Annotated in this window: 16 protein-coding genes, 1 tRNA gene and 1 pseudogene; 4 read left to right on the top strand and 14 right to left on the bottom strand. The window is 39.2% G+C overall.

The window, feature by feature from the left end:
* The first annotated feature begins 38 nt into the window (after window positions 1-38).
* Entirely contained in the window at window positions 39-1400 is a 1362-nt protein-coding gene (locus ACW2QC_RS13680) for an MATE family efflux transporter (RefSeq protein WP_457544523.1), read from the top strand.
* Window positions 1401-1492: 92 nt separating this feature from the next.
* Here the strand turns inward: ACW2QC_RS13680 and ACW2QC_RS13675 are convergent, their stop codons facing one another.
* On the bottom strand, window positions 1493-2683 hold the full coding sequence (locus tag ACW2QC_RS13675; protein WP_457544522.1) for a NupC/NupG family nucleoside CNT transporter: 1191 nt from the start codon (window positions 2681-2683) through the stop codon (window positions 1493-1495).
* Between the two features lie 229 nt (window positions 2684-2912).
* Window positions 2913-4205 (bottom strand): NCS2 family permease, encoded by a 1293-nt coding sequence (locus ACW2QC_RS13670; protein ID WP_457544521.1) that lies wholly within the window; start codon window positions 4203-4205, stop codon window positions 2913-2915.
* A 255-nt stretch (window positions 4206-4460) separates the two neighbouring features.
* Here ACW2QC_RS13670 and ACW2QC_RS13665 point away from each other — a divergent pair, with 255 nt between their 5' ends.
* The gene (locus ACW2QC_RS13665; protein ID WP_457544520.1) at window positions 4461-5042 is read left to right on the top strand and encodes a hypothetical protein; all 582 of its coding nucleotides are present in this window, start codon (window positions 4461-4463) and stop codon (window positions 5040-5042) included.
* Window positions 5043-5142: 100 nt separating this feature from the next.
* Here ACW2QC_RS13665 and odhB read toward each other — a convergent pair whose 3' ends face one another.
* From odhB to ACW2QC_RS13605, 12 genes and pseudogenes are all read right to left on the bottom strand, one after another.
* Window positions 5143-6414, bottom strand: coding sequence for a 2-oxoglutarate dehydrogenase complex dihydrolipoyllysine-residue succinyltransferase (odhB, locus tag ACW2QC_RS13660; protein ID WP_457544519.1), 1272 nt, complete (start codon window positions 6412-6414; stop codon window positions 5143-5145).
* A pseudogene (locus ACW2QC_RS13655) lies at window positions 6356-9266 on the bottom strand (2-oxoglutarate dehydrogenase E1 component). The gene odhB and the pseudogene ACW2QC_RS13655 overlap by 59 nt, the downstream one beginning before the upstream one ends.
* Window positions 9267-10111: 845 nt before the next feature.
* Window positions 10112-10585 carry a tRNA (uridine(34)/cytosine(34)/5-carboxymethylaminomethyluridine(34)-2'-O)-methyltransferase TrmL gene (trmL, locus tag ACW2QC_RS13650; protein WP_457544518.1) on the bottom strand — a complete coding sequence of 158 codons (474 nt, stop codon included), beginning with the start codon at window positions 10583-10585 and terminating at the stop codon, window positions 10112-10114.
* Between the two features lie 44 nt (window positions 10586-10629).
* Complete coding sequence (locus ACW2QC_RS13645) at window positions 10630-11484, bottom strand: amidase domain-containing protein (RefSeq protein ID WP_457544517.1); 855 nt, start codon at window positions 11482-11484, stop codon at window positions 10630-10632.
* Between the two features lie 47 nt (window positions 11485-11531).
* Entirely contained in the window at window positions 11532-11837 is a 306-nt protein-coding gene (locus ACW2QC_RS13640) for a hypothetical protein (protein WP_457544516.1), read from the bottom strand.
* A gap of 24 nt (window positions 11838-11861) precedes the next feature.
* Window positions 11862-12389, bottom strand: coding sequence for a methylated-DNA--[protein]-cysteine S-methyltransferase (locus tag ACW2QC_RS13635; protein WP_457544515.1), 528 nt, complete (start codon window positions 12387-12389; stop codon window positions 11862-11864).
* Between the two features lie 85 nt (window positions 12390-12474).
* Entirely contained in the window at window positions 12475-13623 is a 1149-nt protein-coding gene (queG, locus tag ACW2QC_RS13630) for a tRNA epoxyqueuosine(34) reductase QueG (protein WP_457544514.1), read from the bottom strand.
* An 18-nt stretch (window positions 13624-13641) separates the two neighbouring features.
* Window positions 13642-15354, bottom strand: coding sequence for an ABC-ATPase domain-containing protein (locus ACW2QC_RS13625; protein WP_457544513.1), 1713 nt, complete (start codon window positions 15352-15354; stop codon window positions 13642-13644).
* A 200-nt stretch (window positions 15355-15554) separates the two neighbouring features.
* Window positions 15555-17021 (bottom strand): nicotinate phosphoribosyltransferase, encoded by a 1467-nt coding sequence (locus ACW2QC_RS13620; RefSeq protein ID WP_457544512.1) that lies wholly within the window; start codon window positions 17019-17021, stop codon window positions 15555-15557.
* Window positions 17022-17149: 128 nt separating this feature from the next.
* Window positions 17150-17223, bottom strand: a tRNA-Gly gene (locus tag ACW2QC_RS13615).
* Between the two features lie 489 nt (window positions 17224-17712).
* A complete protein-coding gene (locus ACW2QC_RS13610; RefSeq protein WP_457544511.1) occupies window positions 17713-17895 on the bottom strand; it encodes a helix-turn-helix domain-containing protein in 183 nt (60 codons plus the stop codon).
* On the bottom strand, window positions 17892-18389 hold the full coding sequence (locus tag ACW2QC_RS13605) for a Crp/Fnr family transcriptional regulator (protein WP_457544510.1): 498 nt from the start codon (window positions 18387-18389) through the stop codon (window positions 17892-17894). Before ACW2QC_RS13605 ends, ACW2QC_RS13610 begins: the two co-directional genes overlap by 4 nt.
* Before the next feature lie 248 nt (window positions 18390-18637).
* On the opposite strand from ACW2QC_RS13605, the gene dat reads away from it, so the two are divergent.
* Window positions 18638-19513 carry a D-amino-acid transaminase gene (gene dat, locus ACW2QC_RS13600; protein ID WP_457544509.1) on the top strand — a complete coding sequence of 292 codons (876 nt, stop codon included), beginning with the start codon at window positions 18638-18640 and terminating at the stop codon, window positions 19511-19513.
* Between the two features lie 171 nt (window positions 19514-19684).
* Window positions 19685-21685, top strand: a complete 2001-nt coding sequence (locus ACW2QC_RS13595) for a S9 family peptidase (protein WP_457544508.1) — start codon at window positions 19685-19687, stop codon at window positions 21683-21685.
* Window positions 21686-21690: the final 5 nt, after the last annotated feature.

Raw genomic sequence — 21690 nt, 5'->3', positions numbered from 1 at the left:
CTATCCTAATGGAAAACGACAAAAAAAGGAAGAGTATTATGCATGAAACAACTACTTTGAAAGAAAAATTAAAGCTTTTCACCATCATTTTGGTGCCTATTCTTATTACGCAGGTTAGTATGTATTTGATGAATTTTTTCGACACCGTTATGTCTGGCCAAGCTGGTGCAGAGGATTTAGCCGGTGTTGCTATCGGTTCGAGCCTTTGGGTACCTATTTTTACCGGGATCAACGGCATCTTACTGGCTATCACGCCGATCATCGCGCAATTAGTTGGTGCAAAGGCTGACAATGAAGTACCCAAAAAAGTGCAACAGGGAATTTATTTGGCGACAGCGTTAGCAGTATTAGTCGTAGCTGTTGGTGCATTACTGATTAACCCCATTTTACAAATGATGGACCTTGAAGCGAAGGTCAGACACGTCGCAAAATATTATCTTATTTTCCTTGCCGCTGGTATTATTCCATTATTCATCTTCAACACATTGCGCTGTTTTATTGATGCACTTGGACAGACGCGCATGTCGATGATGATCATTTTAACATCGTTGCCATTAAATATTTTGTTCAACTATATGTTTATCTTTGGAAAATTTGGTGTCCCAGCATTTGGCGGGATCGGTGCAGGAATTGCCACGGCGATTACCTATTGGTTAGTCTGTTTGATTGCTTTAGGTGTTATCTACAAAATCCAACCATTCCGTGGCTTTCAAATATTTTCAAACTGGGTTGGGCCTTCATTAAAAGCGTGGTGGGAACAGCTGAAGATTGGTATTCCCATTGGCTTTTCAATCTTTTTTGAAACGAGTATATTTTCTGCGGTAACGTTATTGATGAGTGTCTATAACACTAGTACAATCGCCGCTCACCAAGCAGCAATGAATTTTGCTTCCTTATTATATATGATTCCATTAAGTGTAGGTATGGCATTGACGATCGCAATTGGCTTTGAAGTCGGTGGCAAGCGATTTGCTGAGGCACGAACGTACGGCTATATTGGAATTAGTGGTGGATTGTTTATTGCAACATTTTCCGGACTTGTATTATATATTTTCAATGACACGGTTTCAGCCATGTATAATTCCGATCCTAAAGTGATTGAATTGACGACACATTTCATTTATTATGCGATTTTTTACCAGCTTGCAGATGCCTTTGGGGCTCCTATCCAGGGTGCATTAAGAGGATATAAAGATGTTAATATTACACTTGTTATTTCTTTAGTCTCGTACTGGGTGATTGGTTTACCTAGTGGCTGGCTGCTTGCCAATTATACCGCGTTGGAACCATTTGGGTATTGGGTCGGTATTATTGTCGGATTAAGCTGTGGAGCAATTGCCTTGGTTGGTAGACTCATGTATATTCAAAAGAAACATATGCGAATTCAAAGCCAAGGTTGATAGTGACTTTGTAATTGATTCGTTGACCTCGTTTTAGTAATTAGTAATAGTGAACATGAAAAACCGCCCCACAAATGAGGCGGTTTTTCTAATCATATAAAAATCCCAGCTACTGTAGCAGATAGGATTGATGCGAGTGTTGCACCAACTAGTAATTTCATACCAAATCCGGATACTTGAACGGCCTTTTTACTATCAATTGCTTGTACCGTTCCAGCGATAATTCCAATTGATGAAAAGTTGGCAAAGCTTGTTAAGAATACCGATACAATACCAACTGTTTTTTCCGACATGCTGCCAAGAATGTTTTGGAATTCAAGCATGGCAACAAACTCGTTTGTGACAATTTTTGTCCCCATGATCCCGCCAGCTTCGATTACTTCACCAGGTGATATCCCCATCAAGATACCAATTGGCGCAATGATATAACCGAGAATTTGCTGTAATGTTACACCAGCGAACACAGACTGAATGATCCAGTTTACAAGCTCAAGCGATGCAATGAACGCAACAAGCATAGCGGCAACAGTTAAGGCAATTTTCCCACCATCAAGCGCACCGTTTCCCATTGCTTCAAAAATACTTTTATCCTCCGACACATTTTTAACATCTACATGATCTTCTGCCTTTGGAACGTTAACAGGTGCAATCACCGAAGAAATCATTACTGCACTAAACATGTTTAATGGTAATGCAACTAAAACATATTCAGGCGGCAAAATCTGTAAGTATGAACCTACAATCGATGCAGAAACAGACCCCATCGCAGAAGCACTGACAATGTATAGGCGATTTTTTTCCAAGTGATGGAACTGTGTCTTAATTGCAAGTAATGCCTCAGATTGACCGAAAAAGATACTATTTACAGCATTGAAAGATTCTACTTTTGGTAATCCAGTAATTTTAGATAAAAATCCACCAAGATATTTGATAATAAACGGCAAAATTTTTAAATACGTTAACACAGATAAAAGCGTTGAGAAAAAGATAATAAGTAATAACACATTAAAGAAGAATACACTGCCACCTTCATTAACAGCAATCCCTCCGACAACAAAGTTAACACCCTCTGTACCGAATTCAATTAATTTGTTGAAAACAGCTGAGATACCATTAATAATTTCCTGACCAATTTCAGTTGAAAACATGAACCAGGTTATTAAAAATTGTGCAACCAACATAACTATGATGCCCTTGTAATTGATATTTTTTTTATCATTAGACATCAAAAATGCTAGTCCGAGGACAATAATGATAGCGACAAAACCTAGAAGAATATCCACGGATGAAGCCTCCCTTTTTATTTTTACGACAAGTAATTGTAAATGCTTACAATTTTCGCGAATCCAATAATGATTTTAACAGGTTGTCAGACGTCTTGCAAGGTAATATTGGAACCAATTTTTTCTCTTTTATATTATTTGTTCCCAATCTAATAACGTTTTAATAATTAAGATACAAAAAGCCCCAGCATGCAATATGCCGAGGCCGATTATTCATTAGTATTGAATCTTAATGTGCTGGAAAGAAAATCATTTGCAAGACGAATATCACTCCGAATACATACAAAATCCAGTGAACATCTTTCCCTTTTCCTGTTACTAATTTAAGTAATGGATATGTGATAAAGCCGATTGAAATCCCCGTTGCAATACTTGACGTTAACGGCATGGTTAAAATAATTGCAAATGCTGGGAACGCGTCATCAAATGTTTTCCAATCGATACGTGCCAGCCCCTCCATCATAAAGCAGCCAACAATGATTAATACCGGTGCGGTGATCGCTGGTAAGTCTGCGATCGCGCCAATAATTGGTGTGAAGAAAATGGAAATAATAAAAAGGATTGCTACTACAACAGATGTTAGTCCGGTTCTTCCACCAGCGGCTACACCAGATGTTGATTCCACATATGCTGTTGAAGGACTCGTCCCAAACAAAGAACCGACTGTTGTAGCTGTTGCATCGGCCATAAGAGCTGATTTTGCACGAGGTAGTTTGCCATTTTTCATATACCCCGCCTGTTCGGCAACGCCAATTAATGTCCCTGTTGTATCAAAAATCGTTACTAATAAAAAGGCAAACACAACCGTATATAGTCCATTACTAAAAACACCAGTTATATCCATATCAAAAAAGACTGGGGTTGGTGGTGCCGAAGTGAATCCATCAAACTCCAATTGTCCAGTAAAAAAGCCAATCACACCAGTTATAATCATCCCAATAAACAATGCACCTTTCACATTCCACACCATCAAAATTAACGTAATAAACAAACCGACAATTGTCAATAACGTTACCGGTGCATGTAAATCACCAAAGCCAACCATATTCACATCATTTGGAACAACAATTCCAGACATCTTTAATCCTAAAAAGGCAATAAACAAACCAATTCCAGACGTAATACCGAATTTCAAAGACGCAGGAATTGCTTCAATCAATGTTTCGCGCAACGTTGTAAAACTTAATAACATAAATATAATACCTGCCAAAAATACAGTTCCAAAAACGGTTTGATAAGACAATCCCTGCATCCCGACTACACTGGCAAAATAGGCGTTTAATCCCATTCCTGGTGCAATTGCAATCGGGTAATTAGCAAATAAGGCCATACACAATGTACCAACGACTGCTGAGATGATTGTTGCCATAAACACTTGATCAAATGGAACCCCTGCTGCCGAAAGAATTGCCGGATTGACAATAATAATATAGACCATCGTTAGAAATGTAGTTACCCCACCTACTATTTCTGTTCGGATATTTGTATTGTTTTGTTTTAACTTAAATAGCTTTTCCATCATATCACCTTGCTTTCCGAATAATAACAATCAATATTTACTATAATATTCGTTTTTATCCTGTTTTGCAATAGACTACTGGAAATTTTATAGTGAGATCCTGTTTTCCATGCTACACGCATGATAAGATCTCCATTTTTACTAGAAGATAATTCGATATTAGATAGTGTACCGTCATGGAAAATTGAAATTTATCTTCGTGACAAATTTTGCGAACATGCTATAATTAAATCAATACCAAAAAGGAGGTGCAAATAAGTGAACGGAGATTTAAAAATAGTATTGACCGAAATCAATAAATTAAATAAAAGATTTGATAATCTTGAAGGAAGATTTGATAATCTTGAGAGGAGATTTGATGCCCTTGAGGGAAGATTTGATGCTCTTGAGGGGAGATTTGATAATCTTGAAGGAAGATTTGATAATCTTGAGGGAAGATTTGATAATCTTGAAGGAAGATTTGATAATCTTGAGGGAAGATTTGATAATCTTGAGGGAAGATTTGATGCTCTTGAGGGGAGATTTGAGACACATGAAAGCAATTTTAATTCATTCAAGGACACGGTAAAGCACGAATTTGATAAGGTTTATAATGAATTTGATAAGGTTCATAAAGAAATCAAAGATCATTATGAGTTCAGTAAAATGAATCATAAATTTATTAAAACGAATCATGAAATGGCCTTCAAAAATATAAAGTCAGTACACGATGAAATCCAATTAATTAAAGAGCAGACAGTAAAAAATACGGAAATCAAACCTAATGTAGAAACCCTCAAAGAAACAGTTTCTGATATGCAAGCGGATATAAAATTATTGAAAAAGGTTGCATCTAATTAACTTCCTTGTATAGTCCTCACAAAACCTAACCAGCAATTTATCTAAAAAATAAAAGCCTTGCCATGATCGTTTCCATCAAGGCAAGGCTTATATATCTTCATTATCCTTCTAGTAACAAATCATATGGATCTTCTAGCAATTGTTTAATACGTACTAGGAATTGTACAGCTTCTTTCCCGTCAACTATACGGTGATCATATGATACTGCTAGATACATCATTGGGCGAACTTCAATTGTATCATCTGGCATTACCATTGGACGTTTTACAATGTTATGCATACCAAGAATACCAACTTGTGGTGCGTTCAAGATAGGTGTAGACATCATGGATCCAAATGTGCCACCATTTGTAATTGTGAACGTACCACCTTGAAGATCTTTCAGTGCCAATTCTTTATTCTGTGCTTTTTGACCTAAGTTGCCAATTTCACGCTCGATACCAGCAAAGTCTAAGCGGTCCGCATCACGAACGACTGGTACGACTAATCCATCATCCGTTGAAACAGCAATTCCAATGTCATAGAATTTTTTCACGACAAGTTCATTGCCTTGAATTTCAGCATTTAATAATGGAAATTCTTTTAGAGCGCCGACTACCGCTTTGGTAAAGAATGACATGAATCCAAGCTTCACATCATGTTTCTTAATAAAGTTTTCTTTACGTTGGCTACGTAGGTTCATAACGGCCGTCATGTCTACTTCATTAAATGTTGTTAACATTGCTGATTCTTGTTGTACATTAACAAGGTTTTTTGCGATTGTTTGACGACGACGAGTCATTTTCACGCGTTCAACAGGCTTGTCGAATTCGGTTTTCTCGGAATTTTTTGGTGCTTCTTTTTTAGCCGGTTTTGCTTCTTTTTGGTCGTTGCCGCCTTTTGCTGCAGCTTCTACATCTTCTGGGCGTACACGTCCTAATGGGTCGCGCGTGCTAACTTGACTAAGATCAATGTTTAATTCACGTGCGCGCTTTCTAGCTGCAGGAGAAGCGATAACATCCGTTGTTTTGTTGTCTTCTTTTGGTGCTTCTTTCGCTACTTCTTTTTTCGGTTCCTCTTTTGGTGTTTCTTTTGGTGCTTCTTGTTCTTCTGCTTTTGGCTCTTCTTTTTCAGCTGATGCATCGCCGCCAGCTTCCCCATTCTCGTCTAGTTTTGCGATGACATCACCAACTTCAACGTCAGTATCTTCTTCTGCGACAATCTCAACAAGAACACCAGCATAATCAGAGTTTACCTCAACGTTTACTTTGTCTGTTTCCAATTCAACGACAGGGTCACCTTTTTCGATTTTGTCACCTTTTTTTACTAACCATTCAGCGATCGTACCTTCTGTGATTGACTCGGCAAGTTCTGGAATCTTTATTTCTTTCACTGGAATCTCCTCCTTTATTCGTTTATTGCTTCACGGATGATTTGATTTTGTTCTGTTTTATGCACATTCGGCTCACCAACTGCAGGGGCAGAACGATCAGGACGACCAATATAACGAAGTGTTTGACCTTCTTTTAATAAATCACGTAAATAATCATCGACAAAATTCCATGCTCCCATATTTTTCGGCTCTTCTTGAACCCAAACAATTTCCTCAAGATTTGGCAAGTCTTTAAGTTCTTTTGCTAATTGTTCTTTAGGGAATGGATAAATTTGTTCTAGTCTTAATGCACGCAACCAATCGAAGTTTTCTTCTGATTTATCGATTGCCTCTTCAATATCAACCATTACTTTTCCGCTTCCAATTAGTAAACGTTTTGCATTCTTTTTGCTTACTTTTAAGTTCGGTTGTGAACGTAATGGTAAGAATTTTCCTTCTGTAAATTCTTTTGCCTCTGATGCTACGCGTTGATTACGCAACAAGCTTTTTGGTGTCATTAACACAAGTGGTCTAGCTTCCTCACGTCCTCGCATTGCCGCTTGACGGCGCATCAAATGGAAGAATTGTGCAGATGACGTTACATTTGCTATGATCCAGTTATTTTCTGCAGCCAATTGCAAATAACGTTCCAACCTTGCACTCGAGTGTTCTGGGCCTTGGCCTTCATAACCATGAGGTAATAACATAACCATATTTGATTTCTCGCCCCACTTAGCTCGAGCGGCAGCAATAAATTGGTCAAAAATTACCTGTGCAGCATTAGCAAAGTCGCCAAATTGTGCTTCCCAGATCACTAATGTGTTTGGTGATTGTACACTATACCCGTATTCATACCCTAGTACACCCGCTTCAGAAAGTGGGCTGTTACGAATATCAAAAGAAGCATTAGCCTCATCTAATCCATGCATTAGGCAATAAGAATCACGTGTTTTCACATCATGTAATACAACATGACGGTGAGCAAATGTTCCCCGTTCTGAATCCTGACCAGTTAAGCGAATTGGAATACCGTCTTGTAAAATAGAAGCATACGTCAACGCCTCTCCGGCACCCCAGTCAGCTTTGTTCCCTTCTTCTAAAACATTTTCACGACGTTTCAAGATTTTTTCCAGTTTTTTAAATCCAGTGAATCCTTCTGGCCGTTTTAATAATCCTTTATTTAATGTTTTTAATTGATCTAAAGGTACAGCTGTTTCAAATTGATCAATGTTATTTGTTAATGCTTTTGGCATCCCTTTTGCCTCAGCCTCACCAGTATCATTTTCCTTCATACTATCGTAAATATCACGTAAGCCTTTTTCGACTTGCTCCGTAATTTTCGTAAGGCCGTCTTCTTCAATGACACCTTTTTCCTTTAATACATCAGCAAAAACATGCGCTGCTGTTGGATGGTTATCAATGTCCTGATATAACTGTGGTTGTGTCGTTCTTGGCTCATCCATTTCGTTATGACCGTAACGACGGTAACCAACTAGATCAATCAAGAAGTCTTTATGGAACGTTTTGCGATAATCATACGCTAGATTCATTGCCGAAATACATGCAATTGGATCATCTGCATTAACGTGAATGATCGGAATTTCAAAGCCTTTCGCTAAATCACTAGCATATCGCGTTGAACGACCATCTTTTTGATCTGTTGTATATCCAACAAGATTGTTTGCTATTAAATGAAGTGTTCCACCTGTGCGATAACCAGGTAATCCACTTAAGTTTAACGATTCAGAAACAACACCTTCACCTATAAATGCGGCATCGCCATGAATCAAAACACTAAACGCTTTGTTTATATCTTGCTCGGGATAGCCTTTTTCCGAACGATTATCTTGTGCTGCCCGAGTAAAACCTTGGACAACCGGATTAACAAACTCCAAATGTGATGGATTGTGTGCAAGCGTAATATGTGTAGACGCTTCATCGCTATCCTTGACTTCTGTTGATGCCCCAAAGTGATACTTCACATCTCCAGTCCAACCATAATTAATTCCCGTTGATCCTTCTGATGGTATTAATTCTTTGTCCGGTGAATGGTGAAATTCAGAAAAGATTTTGTCGTATGGTTTTCCTAGAATATGTGACAACACACTCAACCTGCCACGATGAGCCATTCCCATCATAATATGTTCAACTTTTTCGGCTGTCGCATGTTTCACAATTTGATCCAACATTGGAACCATTACTTCTAATCCTTCAATTGAAAAACGTTTTTGACCGACAAATGTTTTTTGTAAAAATCCTTCAAAACCTTCTACATGGGCAAGACGTTCCAGTAATTGTTTTTTTTCCTCATCTGTCAGTGATAAATAAACATTTCCTGACTCAATTCGTTCTAATAACCATTTACGTTCATCATCATTATTCACATGATCATATTCAAACGTAATCGTTCCAGAGTAATATTTTTTCAATCGTTCAATAACTTCATACCCGTTATCCACACCATTTGGCGCCTCTTCCCACAGCCATGATGCAGGGATACTTTTCAAATCATCAGTTGTTAATCCATACGATTCTGGATCAACTAGTTCTGATTTGCGATTTTTATCTCGTCCAACTGGATAAATATCAGCTTCCAAATGTCCATAACGACGAATAGCCTCAACAAGTTTCATCGCTGAGGTTAGTTTTTTCACATCATTTATAGAAGTTGATGGTGCCACTGACTCCATTGCTGCACCATTTGCTTGGCGCTTCCAGTTGGGGGCTCCATATTGATCAAAAAGTTCTTTTAAAGATGAATCAATTGCATCTGGATCCTCTTTGTATAAGTCATATTGTTCTTCAATATACCCCAAGTTAGGACCATAAAATTCTCCCCAGAAGCTAACACTCGATTCTTCATTCTGTGCCACGTCTTATACCCCCATTAGCAGTTAACTTTCTCCGTTTTTGTAACGGTAGTTTCACATTCCGTATCCATTATAGAACTGACGAATGACTTCATCAACTAATATACCCTATTTTATAACGATAAACAACATAATAAACACCCTTTTTGACAGGAAAAGAGCTAGGGTTTCGAATTCTTAAAATACAGAAAATACGCACCCCTATTTTCATTAAAATTATGTTAAGAAAATAATTAGAAATGGAAGGTTTTCACAATCTATCCACCGACATTGTGACGCTTTTTCAACTTTGCTATACTTATAGTTCACATTGGGAATTTTTTTCGGTATAATGAGGACATACTAATTGATATATTCTTGTTACATAGCTATAAAAGGAGGCAACACACATGAAAATGGCATTACTAATGGGTGTTATCGTTACGTTTCTCGTATCTTTTTTCACATCCGGTTACGAAGCAAAACCAGGAAAACCAACGAAACAATAAAGAACAAAAGCGTAAGTGCCCTTACAGGCTAAGTGCGCGACGTCCTGTCGCAACGCCTGTACTAGCACGTCCTGTGCGTCGTAGCGACGTACGGACTGGACTGAGCCGTAGGAGATAAAGGAAACATGCCCCTGCAAAAGGGGTATGCCGACGTTGGGCGCAAAGCCCGTTTTTAGTCGGCCTTCCTTTTAACTAGAACCGATGTTGACTTATCGTACGGAGGTGAGGGAAGTCTCGCTAGTCGCTGGGCGCTGGAGCTGGACGTGGCTTGTCCTACCCGTGAACAAATCAGAGCCAAATTTTTATACATCCTTATCTTTAAAAAAGTTGCTCCGCCTTTAAGTTGAACGGAGCAACTTTTTATTTTAGATTGGCAAATCCTTGCTGCCTTAATGCTTCGTACACAATAATTGCTGCTGTGTTGGATAAATTCAGCGACCGTACCTTATCTGTCATATGAATGCGTAAACACTTATCTTCTTTTCCAACTAACAGACTCTTCGGAATCCCATCCGTCTCCCTACCGAATACAAAGAATAATTCCTCTTCCGTATTGCTATAATCATAATCTGTGTAATACTTAGTTCCAAAATTCTCTATATAGTAGAAATTACCATTCGGATATATTGCATATAAATCTTCAATTGAATCGTATTCTCGAATATCAACATGCTTCCAATAATCAAGCCCAGCCCGACGTACCATTTTATCATCAGTAGAAAATCCTAGTGGATGAATCAAATGAAGCGTTGCACCTGTAGCTAAGCATGTTCGTGCAATATTTCCTGTATTTGCTGGAATTTCTGGTTGATATAAAACAACATGTAAACTCACCTATCATTCTCCTTACCTAGTTAAATACGAAGATTATTATACCACTACTCGCCAATTCGAAAAAATTTATAGTTTATCTTCGGTGTCCATGCGGTTGAATCCTCGTATGACCAATAGCGATTGCGGCTATTGGATGTATGAGCATTGACAAGCGGCATTCCATTAGCATCCTTGGCTACAACAATCGTATTATGATTCCATCTACCATCTCCCTCAAAATCATAGCAAATAATATCACCTGGTATAAGTTCATCCGCTGCCTGTAATTCCTTTCCTTTTAAACCTTGTGTCGAACCACTTAAGTACCAGCGCAGGGAATGTGCTACCGACCAGCTATAGCTCCAATTATCATTCCCATTTTGATACCACCAGCCACGTCCCCTATCAGGTGCTCCCCACATCGGTGCACCGCCTGCATGAAGACATTGGGACACATAATTCGTACAATCAACATCAAACGTACGATAGGCGGGATTATAACTGTTCCACCAACGCTCCGCATACTTCACCGCAGCAAGTCTGTCGTAAGAAAATCGGTATTCCTCCAAATTCCGCTGGTCTTCTGTTGGCAATGAGACACTTCTTTCAGCTGATTCCGGTTGTCGTTCCATCTGCAAATGTTCGATTTTATAATCATGACTTAATCGAAATTGGAGTGGTAGTACTTGTTCCTCTCGATAAAAGAAATCACCTTGTTTCATTAAAAAGGATAAATGAAGCAAATACTGATAAGTCGATCTGTGATCATAGCGCAATCTTTGGAAAATATGTCCTTTCCCCTGAATTCTGCTTATTTCTACGCCTCGTTCCTTACACGATGCTTTCTTTTGTTCCCACCACTTCTCGTTATTCCAATCTGATTGAAGAAAATCCAGCCACCATTCTGCCAATTTTTCCATAAAAAATCCCCTCCATTACATATATATGGAAAGGATGGTTGTCTGAATTATAACTTTCTGGCAGGGGGATGTATCTGGGTTTCGGGCTGATGTTTCTGCTCTCCTCTCGGGCTGATGTTCTCTTTCTCGCGCCGATGTTTCTGCTCTAGGCTGATGTTCCTGCTCTCGGGACGATGTTTTCGCTCTCTCTCGGGACGATGTTCTCGCTCTAGAGCTGATGTTTCTGCTCTCGGGACGATGTTTCTGTTTTCGCGCCGATATTTCTGCTCTCGAGCCGATGTTCTCACTCTCGCGCCGATGTTTCTGCTCTCGTGTCGATGTTTCTGCTCCCGAGCTGATATTCCCACATTCAAAATGATTCTACACCGCAATCCCAATCAAAAAAGTTTCACATCTTGTTCATGTGCCAATAAATATTCTTTCTTATCAAGTCCACCATTATACCCAACCATTTTGCCGTTTGCTCCAATCACACGATGACATGGGACGACAATTGAAAATGGATTTTTATTGACTGCCCCGCCAACGGCCCGTACTGCTTTTGGATTGCCAATGGCTTCGGCAATATCTTTGTACGTCTTTATCTCACCGTATGGGATGGTATCATATAATGCTTGCCATACTTTTGTTTGAAAAGGTGTTCCATGAAACGTAAATGCAAACGAAAACTTTTTGCTTTCACCTTTAAAATAAGCTTGAAGTTCTTCTTTTACATGTTCTACTTTTTCTGGTTTGTTTTCAAAAACAGGATTGTCAAAATAACGTTTACTCCATTTGTTCATTTGCACCTCTAAATCGGCCATACTTCCATAATCAATCCGGACAATTTTTTCCCCATCACTAATGATTAACAATGGACCTATAGAAGTTTCCATTTCGTCAAAATAAAGCCTCGTTTCCCCCATGCTTTTTTACCCCATTTCACTTTTCATGTTTAGTGGCCCTGTTGAAGATCATTCCATTGTTCTCCACTTATCGATACAGTTGTTGTTATTCACTAGCCGAAAGTTCTCCCTGAAAATCCAAGCCTTTTTCCATTTCAAATAAAACTTGATCATCCGTTTCTTTGTTCATCGCTTCTTTTATAGCTGCAATAGATTCCTCCGTGCCGATTTTCCCAAGTGTCCATGCGGCTGTTCCGCGAATTACTGGGCGCGGATCATGCTGCATCACAGCGATCAATTCCACTACCGCTGTTTCGTCCTTAAAATGGGCAAGTGCAACGATCGCATTCCGTTGCAGCGGTTTTTTGCCACGCCAAGAACCTGCAATATGACCATATGTTTCTTTGAATTCCCGATTAGAAATTCGCAGCATAGGTTTTAGCTTAGGTTTGGCAACTTCTGGCTCTGGCTCAAGTTCTTCATGAAGATGGAAATCCACTTTTTTGTTGCGCGGGCATACTTGCTGGCAGGTATCACAACCATAGACACGATTACCTAGTTCAATACGAAATTCATCAGCTAAAAATCCTTTTGTTTGCGTTAAGAAGGATAGACAGCGCTGGGCATTTAGTTGACCACCTTGAACAAGTGCGCCAGTTGGACATGCATCGAGACATTTTCGACAATCCCCACAGCTATCCTCAACTGGTGAATCTGGTGTAAAAGGAATGTTGGTAATCAATTCCCCAAGGTACACATAAGAACCAAATTCTGGTGTGATAATTGCACAGTTTTTCCCACTAAACCCGATACCTGCTCGTTCAGCAACGGCACGATCAGACAGTTCACCTGTGTCAACCATCACTTTATTGACAGCCTCGGGAACTTTTTCTTGAATAAAGGCCGCAAGTTTTTCCAAACGATCCCGCAAAACAACATGGTAATCCGTTCCCCATGAAGCACGGCAGAAAATTCCCCGGCGGTCCCGCTTCGTACCCTTTGGTGCATTTTTTATCCGTGATGGATAAGCAACCGCAATCGAGAGAATGGATTGAGCCTCCGGTAATAAACGTTCTGGTTCTGTCCGCTCTTCAATCGATCCCTTTTCGAAACCGGATTGATAGCTTAATGATTGTTGGCGTTTTAAGCGTTCTTTTAATTCACCAAAAACATCAGCAGTGGCAAAACCGATTTTATCAATACCGATTTCTTTACTATACGCAATGATTTCTTCTTTCAATTGTCCTGAATTCATTGATCCCGCTTCCTTTTATTATTTGTCTAATTGCGATACATGTAATGAGCGGATTCGGTTCAAAACAGCTGCAATTTCATATTTTCGTGGTCTTGCAATATCCCCTGGATGCTGATTTGGAAATACAGCAAACGATGCTAGACCATTTTGATCCATTTGTCTTTCAATTGTTTCCAGTAATTCTTCCAAAGATACTGGTCGTTTCAATCCACTCGTTCGATCCAAATACTGAATGATCTCGGCAATCATGCGAGTTTGTGAAGCATCCACCAATTGTTCTGTCTGTTCAAATGAAATATCGGATCTTCCCATAATAATTTTTGTTAACCCTTTTGCCTGTGTCTTTGCGCGCTTTCCTTTTTGCGTTTGCAAGCTATTTTGCTTCAATGTCCGATTTGCTATTTCACCAAAATATTCGTTTGTGGTTGAGTCCCGTTCAACCGGGTGTTCTTCCATGATCGATTTCGCTTGACTTGTTACATTTTTTGGAACATACTCATCCATCATTATCACTTCATCCGCTACAGCAAAATAATCACCGGAGCCGCCCATAACTAAAATCGTTGAGACGTCCAGTTCATCGCGCATTTGTTTCACTTTATCAATAAATGGTGTAATTGGTTCCTGCGCCTTTTTCACGAGCTGCTGCATCCGGTAGTCCCGAATCATAAAATTTGTTGCACTTGTATCTTCATCAATCAGTAATGTTGTCGCGCCAACTTCAAGTGCCTCCATGACATTTGCTGCCTGTGACGTACTGCCGCTCGCATTTTCCGTTGTGAAAAATTGTGTATCCTGCTTATGAGGCAAATTCGAGATAAAAGGTGAAATGTTGACACCTGTAATCTGCCGCCCGTCTTCTGCACGGATTTTTACCGCATCAGGGTTTGTTAAAACAAATTCGCGCCCATCTCCTTTTGTATGGGGATAAACGCCTCGCTCAATCGCCTTTAAAACAGTACTTTTTCCGTGGTATCCTCCACCAACAATTAATGTAATTCCTTTTTTTATCGCCATCCCTTTTAGAGGTTCTAGCTGATGTGGAAGGCTGATTTCAACCTCATTTTTGCTTGGGCTTTGAAAAGGAATTGCCTGTTTCAATGGGCGGTTACTGACACCACTTTCTCTTGGTAAAATAGATCCGTTCGCAATAAAAGCAACCCAATCTCGTTTATCCATTTCGCGTCGAATAGCTTCTTGCTGATCGGCTAATTGAATTGCCGTTTCTATTTCCTGATCAGTAATCGTAAATACCGAATTTTTGATAATAGCGGGAATGACCTGACCAAACAATTTCTCTGCTTCCCGGCCGTTGATTCTTCGCCCATTTGCCGGTAAACCGACCGACAAGCACACTGTTGTACTCGAGGAAGTGATTTGAACCGCACTTCTTTCAATTGCTTCCTGCCCTGGCGTGTCAAAAATAACTGCACCACTTTTACCTGAACCTTTTACCTGGAACTTACTACCATTAACCGCCTTCCCTACAGATCGAGCAATCCTATCTGCCGCGGCTATTTTACGGTGGTAATTTTCCAGCCATTCATTTTTTATGGAACGTTTCTGTGTTGGAACGACCACGCGGATTTTTGATGGTGCTGCGAACGGATCCCCCTGTACATAATCTATATATAACGTAAAATTGTCATATGTGTAATGACCTTGTACGCTTTTATATCCTTTATAACTTTTACCATCTAATTGATGTAATTGTTGTAATAAACTCTTCATGCAAATCCCTCAACTTATTATAGTTTCTTTCTCTAGAATACTATTCGTGTAGCTTGTAATTCAAGTGTAGTGTTGAAGTGTTTAATGGGGGTGAACGATATTGTGGATGTTCATTTTTACTATGAAGGTAACTTTCAGTGGGAGATCAAGCATCCCCCACTGTAGAATGGTGTACCATTGTTAGAATTGCGGATACGACCTTATTGATGCTTCCTCATCTTCCTGACTTTTTCCCTAACCTCTTTAATATTATCCATTTTGTTGTCCCATGTCTTCTGACTCAAATCAACAGCATATTCTTCCGGATTAATAGTGCGTTTATACTCCTCCCAGAACAGGTTTTGTTGTTCTTTTGCATATGCTTGCATATCATTCAAGCTTGGACTTTTATAGGTTAAACTACCGTCTACAAATACATCATGATGCAAATTAATCGCATTGAAGTTCGTCACAAATTTACTTATGTAAGTGTGTACAGGGTGAAACATTTTTAGTCTTTCTTCATCATTTGGTTGTTCATGTTCTAATGTAATATAGTCGCCTTCAGCGTGGTTATTTATTGTGTTTATGATCCGATAAAGCTTCTTCATACTAGGTGTCGTGACCTTTTCCGGGTTTCCTGATATTTTGATCGTATCTTGCATGTCTCCAATTTCGTCTTCTATGGCAACCAGTTTATAAACAGCTCCTAATGCTGGTTGATCATACGCAGTGATAAGTTTAGTTCCAACTCCCCAAACATCAATTTTTGCACCTTGACTTTGTAAACTTAAAATGGTCGATTCATCTAAATTATTGGATGCATATATTTTGGTCTCCTCAAAACCTGCCGCATTCAGCATTTTTCGAGCTTCTTTTGATAAATATGCCATATCACCGCTATCCAAACGAACACCCAAGAAATTTATCTGATCTTCTAATTCTTTTGCTACTTTTATTGCATTCGGTACACCGGATTTCAATGTGTCATACGTATCCACTAGGAAAACACAATCACGATGTCTTTCTGCGTATTTTTTAAATGCCGTATATTCGTCTCTATAGGCTTGAATCATGGAATGCGCATGTGTGCCTGATACCGGAATATGAAATAGTTTCCCTGCCCTGACATTACTTGTTGCATCAAATCCGCCGATAAATGCTGCCCTTGTACCCCAAATGGCCGCATCCATTTCTTGTGCCCTTCTTGTCCCAAATTCCATTAAAGGCTGATCGCCGACAATATGTTTAATTCTTGCTGCTTTGGTTGCAATCAATGTTTGGTAGTTCACAATATTGAGTAAGGCTGTTTCCATCAATTGTGCTTCGGCTAAAGAGGCCTCTACCCGCAAGAGCGGTTCATTTCCAAACACAATTTCTCCTTCGCATACGGACTTAATCGTACCGTTAAAACGTATTGTTTTTAAATAGTCGATAAAATCATCACCATATCCCAACTCATCCTTTAAGTAGGATAAATCAGATGCACTGAAACGAAAATTATTAATGTAATCAATTATTCTTTCCAATCCTGCAAATACTGCAAATCCACTATCAAACGGCATTTTTCTAAAATACAAATCAAATACCGCCTTTCGATCATGCATATTGTCTGCCCAATACGTTTCGGCCATATTAATTTGATACAAATCCGTGTGCAATGCTAAGCTATCATCTGTGTATGACATAGGAAAAGCCTCCCAATATTATTGTCCAAGCTGAAAGTTCAATTTCAATATTATAAAACCCGAAATTAAATTAAAAACGCAACGCTTCGTAAGTCTGCTTTACGAAACACTGCGTTATGACGTATGTATGGAGCGGGTGAAGGGAATCGAACCCTCATCATCAGCTTGGAAGGCTGAGGTTTTACCACTAAACTACACCCGCATCTGGTGTAAGTTGATATTAAATTTTGTTTACGTGCATCATGCCCCTACATCTTCTAGCTTATTCAAGGGTGTATGGTGCTTCGGGGCAACTCGTAGTTTATTCGGTGGATGTTTTCCTCGTGGCTGAGGTTTTACCACTAAACTACACCCGCATTTGGTGTAAGTTGATATTAAATTTCGTTTACGTGCATCATGCCCCTACATCTTCTAGCTTATTCAAGGGTGTATGGTGCTTCGGGGCAACTCGTAGTTTATTCGGTGGATGTTTTCCTCGTGGCTGAGGTTTTACCACTAAACTACACCCGCATCTGGTGTAAGTTGATATTAAATTTTGTTTACGTGCATCATGCCCCTACTCTTCTAGCTTATTCATCTGCGTTTTTGTAACGTATTTTTTATTATAGCAATTTGATCACTTATAATCAAGGGGAATTTGTCGATTTTTAGACATTTATCACAAAAAAAGGCTCCTATTTAAAAATGGCCCTTACATGACGCAATTTTCTACACCACATTTTTCGCATGCCAGCAATTTTCTAAAATAATTTATATCTTTAATTAAAAAGTATTTATTAACATTTGTTAAAATCCCTTGTGCCTTCCAATTATTCACAATCCGGCTCACCGTTTCTCTGGAAATCCCAATATAATTGCTAATGTTCCGGATCATGATTGGTTCCGTAATGCGGTGCCCTTCGGTGTTACAATTCCATACATATTCGAATATCGAACAAACATGGATGCTACGGCGCCTTCTGATCCAAATACCATAAAATCGCGAATTCTAGCTTTGCTTTCCTCTAAGGACTCCGCGACCCATCTAGTGAATTGCAATCCTAATCTTCCATTCTGACCAAGAAGTTTTTCCAATTCTGCTTTTTTAATGATAAAAAGTTCACAATTCTTTGCAGCCTGAGCTGTATTTGAATATTTATTTCCACTAAATATGCCGATCTCACCGAATCCGTCCTGTTCACCGCGAGTAAAAATAGTTAATTCCTTTTTCTCACCCAAATCTTTAAAAATACGAATTTCACCTTTGCTTATAAAATATAAGTTCTCAGCCAAACTACCTTCTCTAAAAATGAGCTCTCCTTTTTTAACATGTAACCGTTCTGAATCAGCAATTAACATATTATAATCATCGGTATCGAGTCGTTGCAACAAAGGTTCCACCATCATCACGATCCTTTTTTAAAGTTAACCGGAACATAAGTAATCCCGATTTCCTGCGCTATTTATCCTCACTATATTAGATACTTACCTTATTAATACCCATTATATTGAACTAACAAAACAAAAACTGTGATTTTTATCACGATTTACAGAACAAAAGCTCATCTTCCTTCATTTACAAGTTACATAGAAAGATATAGAATAGGTTTAAGCTTTTATAGGAGGCGTTAACAGAAATGTCTATCTATCCGATTATTTTATCGCAAACCAAATTTGCCCACCGTGATTCGTTGCAGTATCCGTTTGAAGAACGTGGGTTACAATTTGGAGATGGTATATACGAGGTCATTCGTATTTATCATGGTGAATATTACTTGCTTGAGGAACATGTAAGTCGATTATTTCGCTCGGCAGAAGCTGTGAAAATACAGTTGCCATTCGAAAAGGAAGAGCTAAAAACGCTATTAAACACATTATTAACCAAAAACGATGTTCAAACGGATGCAAAGGTATACCTTCAAGTTACCCGCGGATCCGCCCCTAGGGAGCATACTTTTCCTGTTGGAGTAGCGGCGAATGCATACGCGTATGTAAAAGCTTTACCACGAAATCTGGAGTTTTTGGAAAATGGAGTTGGAACGATTACTCAGCGAGATGTTCGTTGGGAAAATTGCTATATTAAAAGTCTTAACTTGTTACCGAATGTAATGGCTAAACAAGAGGCAAAAGAACATGGCTGTTATGAGGCAATTCTAAATAAGGATGGATTTGTAACAGAATGCAGCTCTTCAAATGTCTACCTCGTTAAAAACGGGGAAATTTTCACCCATCCGGCAACGAGAAATATTTTGCATGGCTGTGTGCGCATTCGTGTGGAGCAATTTGCCAATCGTCTTGGAATTCCTTTCAATGAAGTTGGATTTTCTATTATAGACATCGAAACAGCTGATGAGCTATTTTTATCGAGCAGTACATCAGAAATTATGCCGATTGTCACCGTTGATGATAAGCCTGTTGCAGATGGTAAGCCAGGAGAAATCACCCGGCAGCTACAAGAAGCATATGTGAAAGATGCTGATATCGAAAAAAATAAAATGAAGCAAACAAATTAACGAACGTGAAATTCCCTTAGATAAAGTAAGGGAATTTTTTTATGCTGTATTACCGGATATTATTACATGAAGTTTCATTTTGCGATCTTTCTATTTGATTCGCCATTCGAAATAGATTAAACTAAATAAAAGTTCAGAATGTTATTACTCGAAATTGGGAGGCCTTGTTTAATGGCAAATTCAAAACGTGCTTTATCAGTAGAAGATCTAACAAAAATCGCAGTATACAGTGACCCACAATTCGCACCTAATGGGGAAACATACGCATTTGTTTCCACAACAGTCAATGACGATAACGAGTATCAATCACAGCTCTTCTCACAAAAAATAACGGATAAACAGCCCCAGCAATGGACATTTGATGATGCTAAAAGTAGCCATCCACGTTTTTCTCCTGATGGGAAAAAGCTAGTTTACCAGTCTACGAGAAGCGGCATTCCCCAGCTTTGGCTTGTTCCAACACATGGTGGTGAGGCACGTCAACTAACTTTTTTCAAACACGGCGCCGTTAATCCTGAATGGTCCAAAGATGGAAAGTCGATTATTTTTACCGCCGAATTGGATAGGAATGATAGCGTACAGGATCAAGCAGAACAATCCAAGGAAGAACGTAAAGAGGAGAAGGAAAACAAGGCTACCAAACCAATTGTGATCGATCGCCTTGATCACAAATCCGATGCAAAGGGGGTTCATGATAGTAAGAAAGCGCAATTGGTACTCTTTGATGTGGAAAAGGAAACATTTACCCAGCTAACTTCAGACGATGCTGATCATGGCTTTGAAGATGTTTCTCCTGATGGTAATCTTATACTATTTTCAGCGAATCTTGACGATGACGCAGATTATTCCTTAACGAATGACCTGTTCACACTAGATAGAACGACGAAGGAAATAACAAAATTAACAGACGGAAACGGGGCATACGGCAATGCCAGCTTTTCGCCAAACGGGAATAAAATCGCTTGTTTCGGCCATGAATTTGCTTATAGTGGTGCAACATTGAATGAGCTATTTGTTTTCGATGTAATGACGAAAGAAAGAACATGCCTAAGTTCATCTCTAGACATGCAACTTGGTGATGCGATGATTGGTGATACAAGAATAGGGCAATCCCAAGAGGGGCCTGTGTGGTCAGCAAATGGAGATAAGTTATTTTTTATCGGAACAGATCATGGCGCAACAGGACTCTATCAAACTGATTTAAACAGCAAGATTGAAGTACTCTACAAAGATAACAATCATGTTTTCGGGTTTTCCTATGATCTCAAAACAGACGCGTTTGTTTTAGGCATTAGTACACCAACAAATCCGTGCAACTTTTATCAATTGAATGATATGAAATTGACACGATTAACAGATGCTAACGCTGAGATTTTAGAAGAAGTAACATTAGCTGAACCGGAGACAATAACAGTTGCTGCTGAAGATGGCTGGGAAATTCAAGGGTGGCTTCTACATCCATATGGCTTTGAGGAAAATGAAAAGTATCCATTTATACTAGAAATTCACGGTGGTCCACACGCCATGTATGGGCAAACTTTTTTCCATGAATTGCAATTACTTGCAGCAAAAGGATATGTTGTCCTGTATACAAATCCAAGAGGTAGTCATGGCTATGGACAGGAATTCGTTAACGCGTGTCGTTCAGATTATGGTGGAAAAGATTATACTGATTTAATGGCAGCGGTTGATTATGCACTGGAAAACTATGACTTTATTGATAAAAATCGTCTCGGTGTAACCGGTGGCAGTTATGGTGGCTTCATGACGAACTGGATCGTCGGCCACACGAGCCGCTTCAAAGCTGCAGTTACCCAGCGTTCTATCAGCAACTGGCTTAGTTTTTACGGGGTCAGTGATATTGGGTACTTCTTCACGAAATGGGAACTCGGCCAAAATTTAATGGACGATCCAGCCAAACTATGGGATTTCTCTCCATTAAAGTATGCAGAAAATGTCGAAACACCATTATTAATTGTGCACGGTGAACAAGATCTTCGTTGCCCGATCGAACAAGGTGAACAGTTATATGTAACGTTAAAACATCTGAGAAAAGAAGTAGAATTTGTCCGCTTCCCAGGATCAAACCATGAACTGAGCAGAAGCGGTAAGCCAGAAATGCGAATGGCACGCTTGCAACATATTTGCAGGTGGTTTGAGGAATATTTATAGGATGA

It is taken from the genome of Virgibacillus sp. FSP13, assembly GCF_054048505.1.
Note: the sequence above shows the minus strand (reverse complement) of the source record. Positions and strands in the feature narration are given on the sequence as shown.

Coding starts and splice junctions, on each gene's coding strand:
- ACW2QC_RS13595 (WP_457544508.1), top strand. CDS start 19,685: ATGGCAAATTCAAAACGTGCTTTATCAGTAGAAGATCTAACAAAAATC.
- ACW2QC_RS13620 (WP_457544512.1), bottom strand. CDS start 17,021: ATGTCATACACAGATGATAGCTTAGCATTGCACACGGATTTGTATCAA.
- ACW2QC_RS13625 (WP_457544513.1), bottom strand. CDS start 15,354: ATGAAGAGTTTATTACAACAATTACATCAATTAGATGGTAAAAGTTAT.
- ACW2QC_RS13645 (WP_457544517.1), bottom strand. CDS start 11,484: ATGGAAAAATTGGCAGAATGGTGGCTGGATTTTCTTCAATCAGATTGG.
- ACW2QC_RS13610 (WP_457544511.1), bottom strand. CDS start 17,895: ATGATCCGGAACATTAGCAATTATATTGGGATTTCCAGAGAAACGGTG.
- dat (WP_457544509.1), top strand. CDS start 18,638: ATGTCTATCTATCCGATTATTTTATCGCAAACCAAATTTGCCCACCGT.
- ACW2QC_RS13635 (WP_457544515.1), bottom strand. CDS start 12,389: ATGGGGGAAACGAGGCTTTATTTTGACGAAATGGAAACTTCTATAGGT.
- ACW2QC_RS13670 (WP_457544521.1), bottom strand. CDS start 4,205: ATGATGGAAAAGCTATTTAAGTTAAAACAAAACAATACAAATATCCGA.
- ACW2QC_RS13680 (WP_457544523.1), top strand. CDS start 39: ATGCATGAAACAACTACTTTGAAAGAAAAATTAAAGCTTTTCACCATC.
- queG (WP_457544514.1), bottom strand. CDS start 13,623: ATGAATTCAGGACAATTGAAAGAAGAAATCATTGCGTATAGTAAAGAA.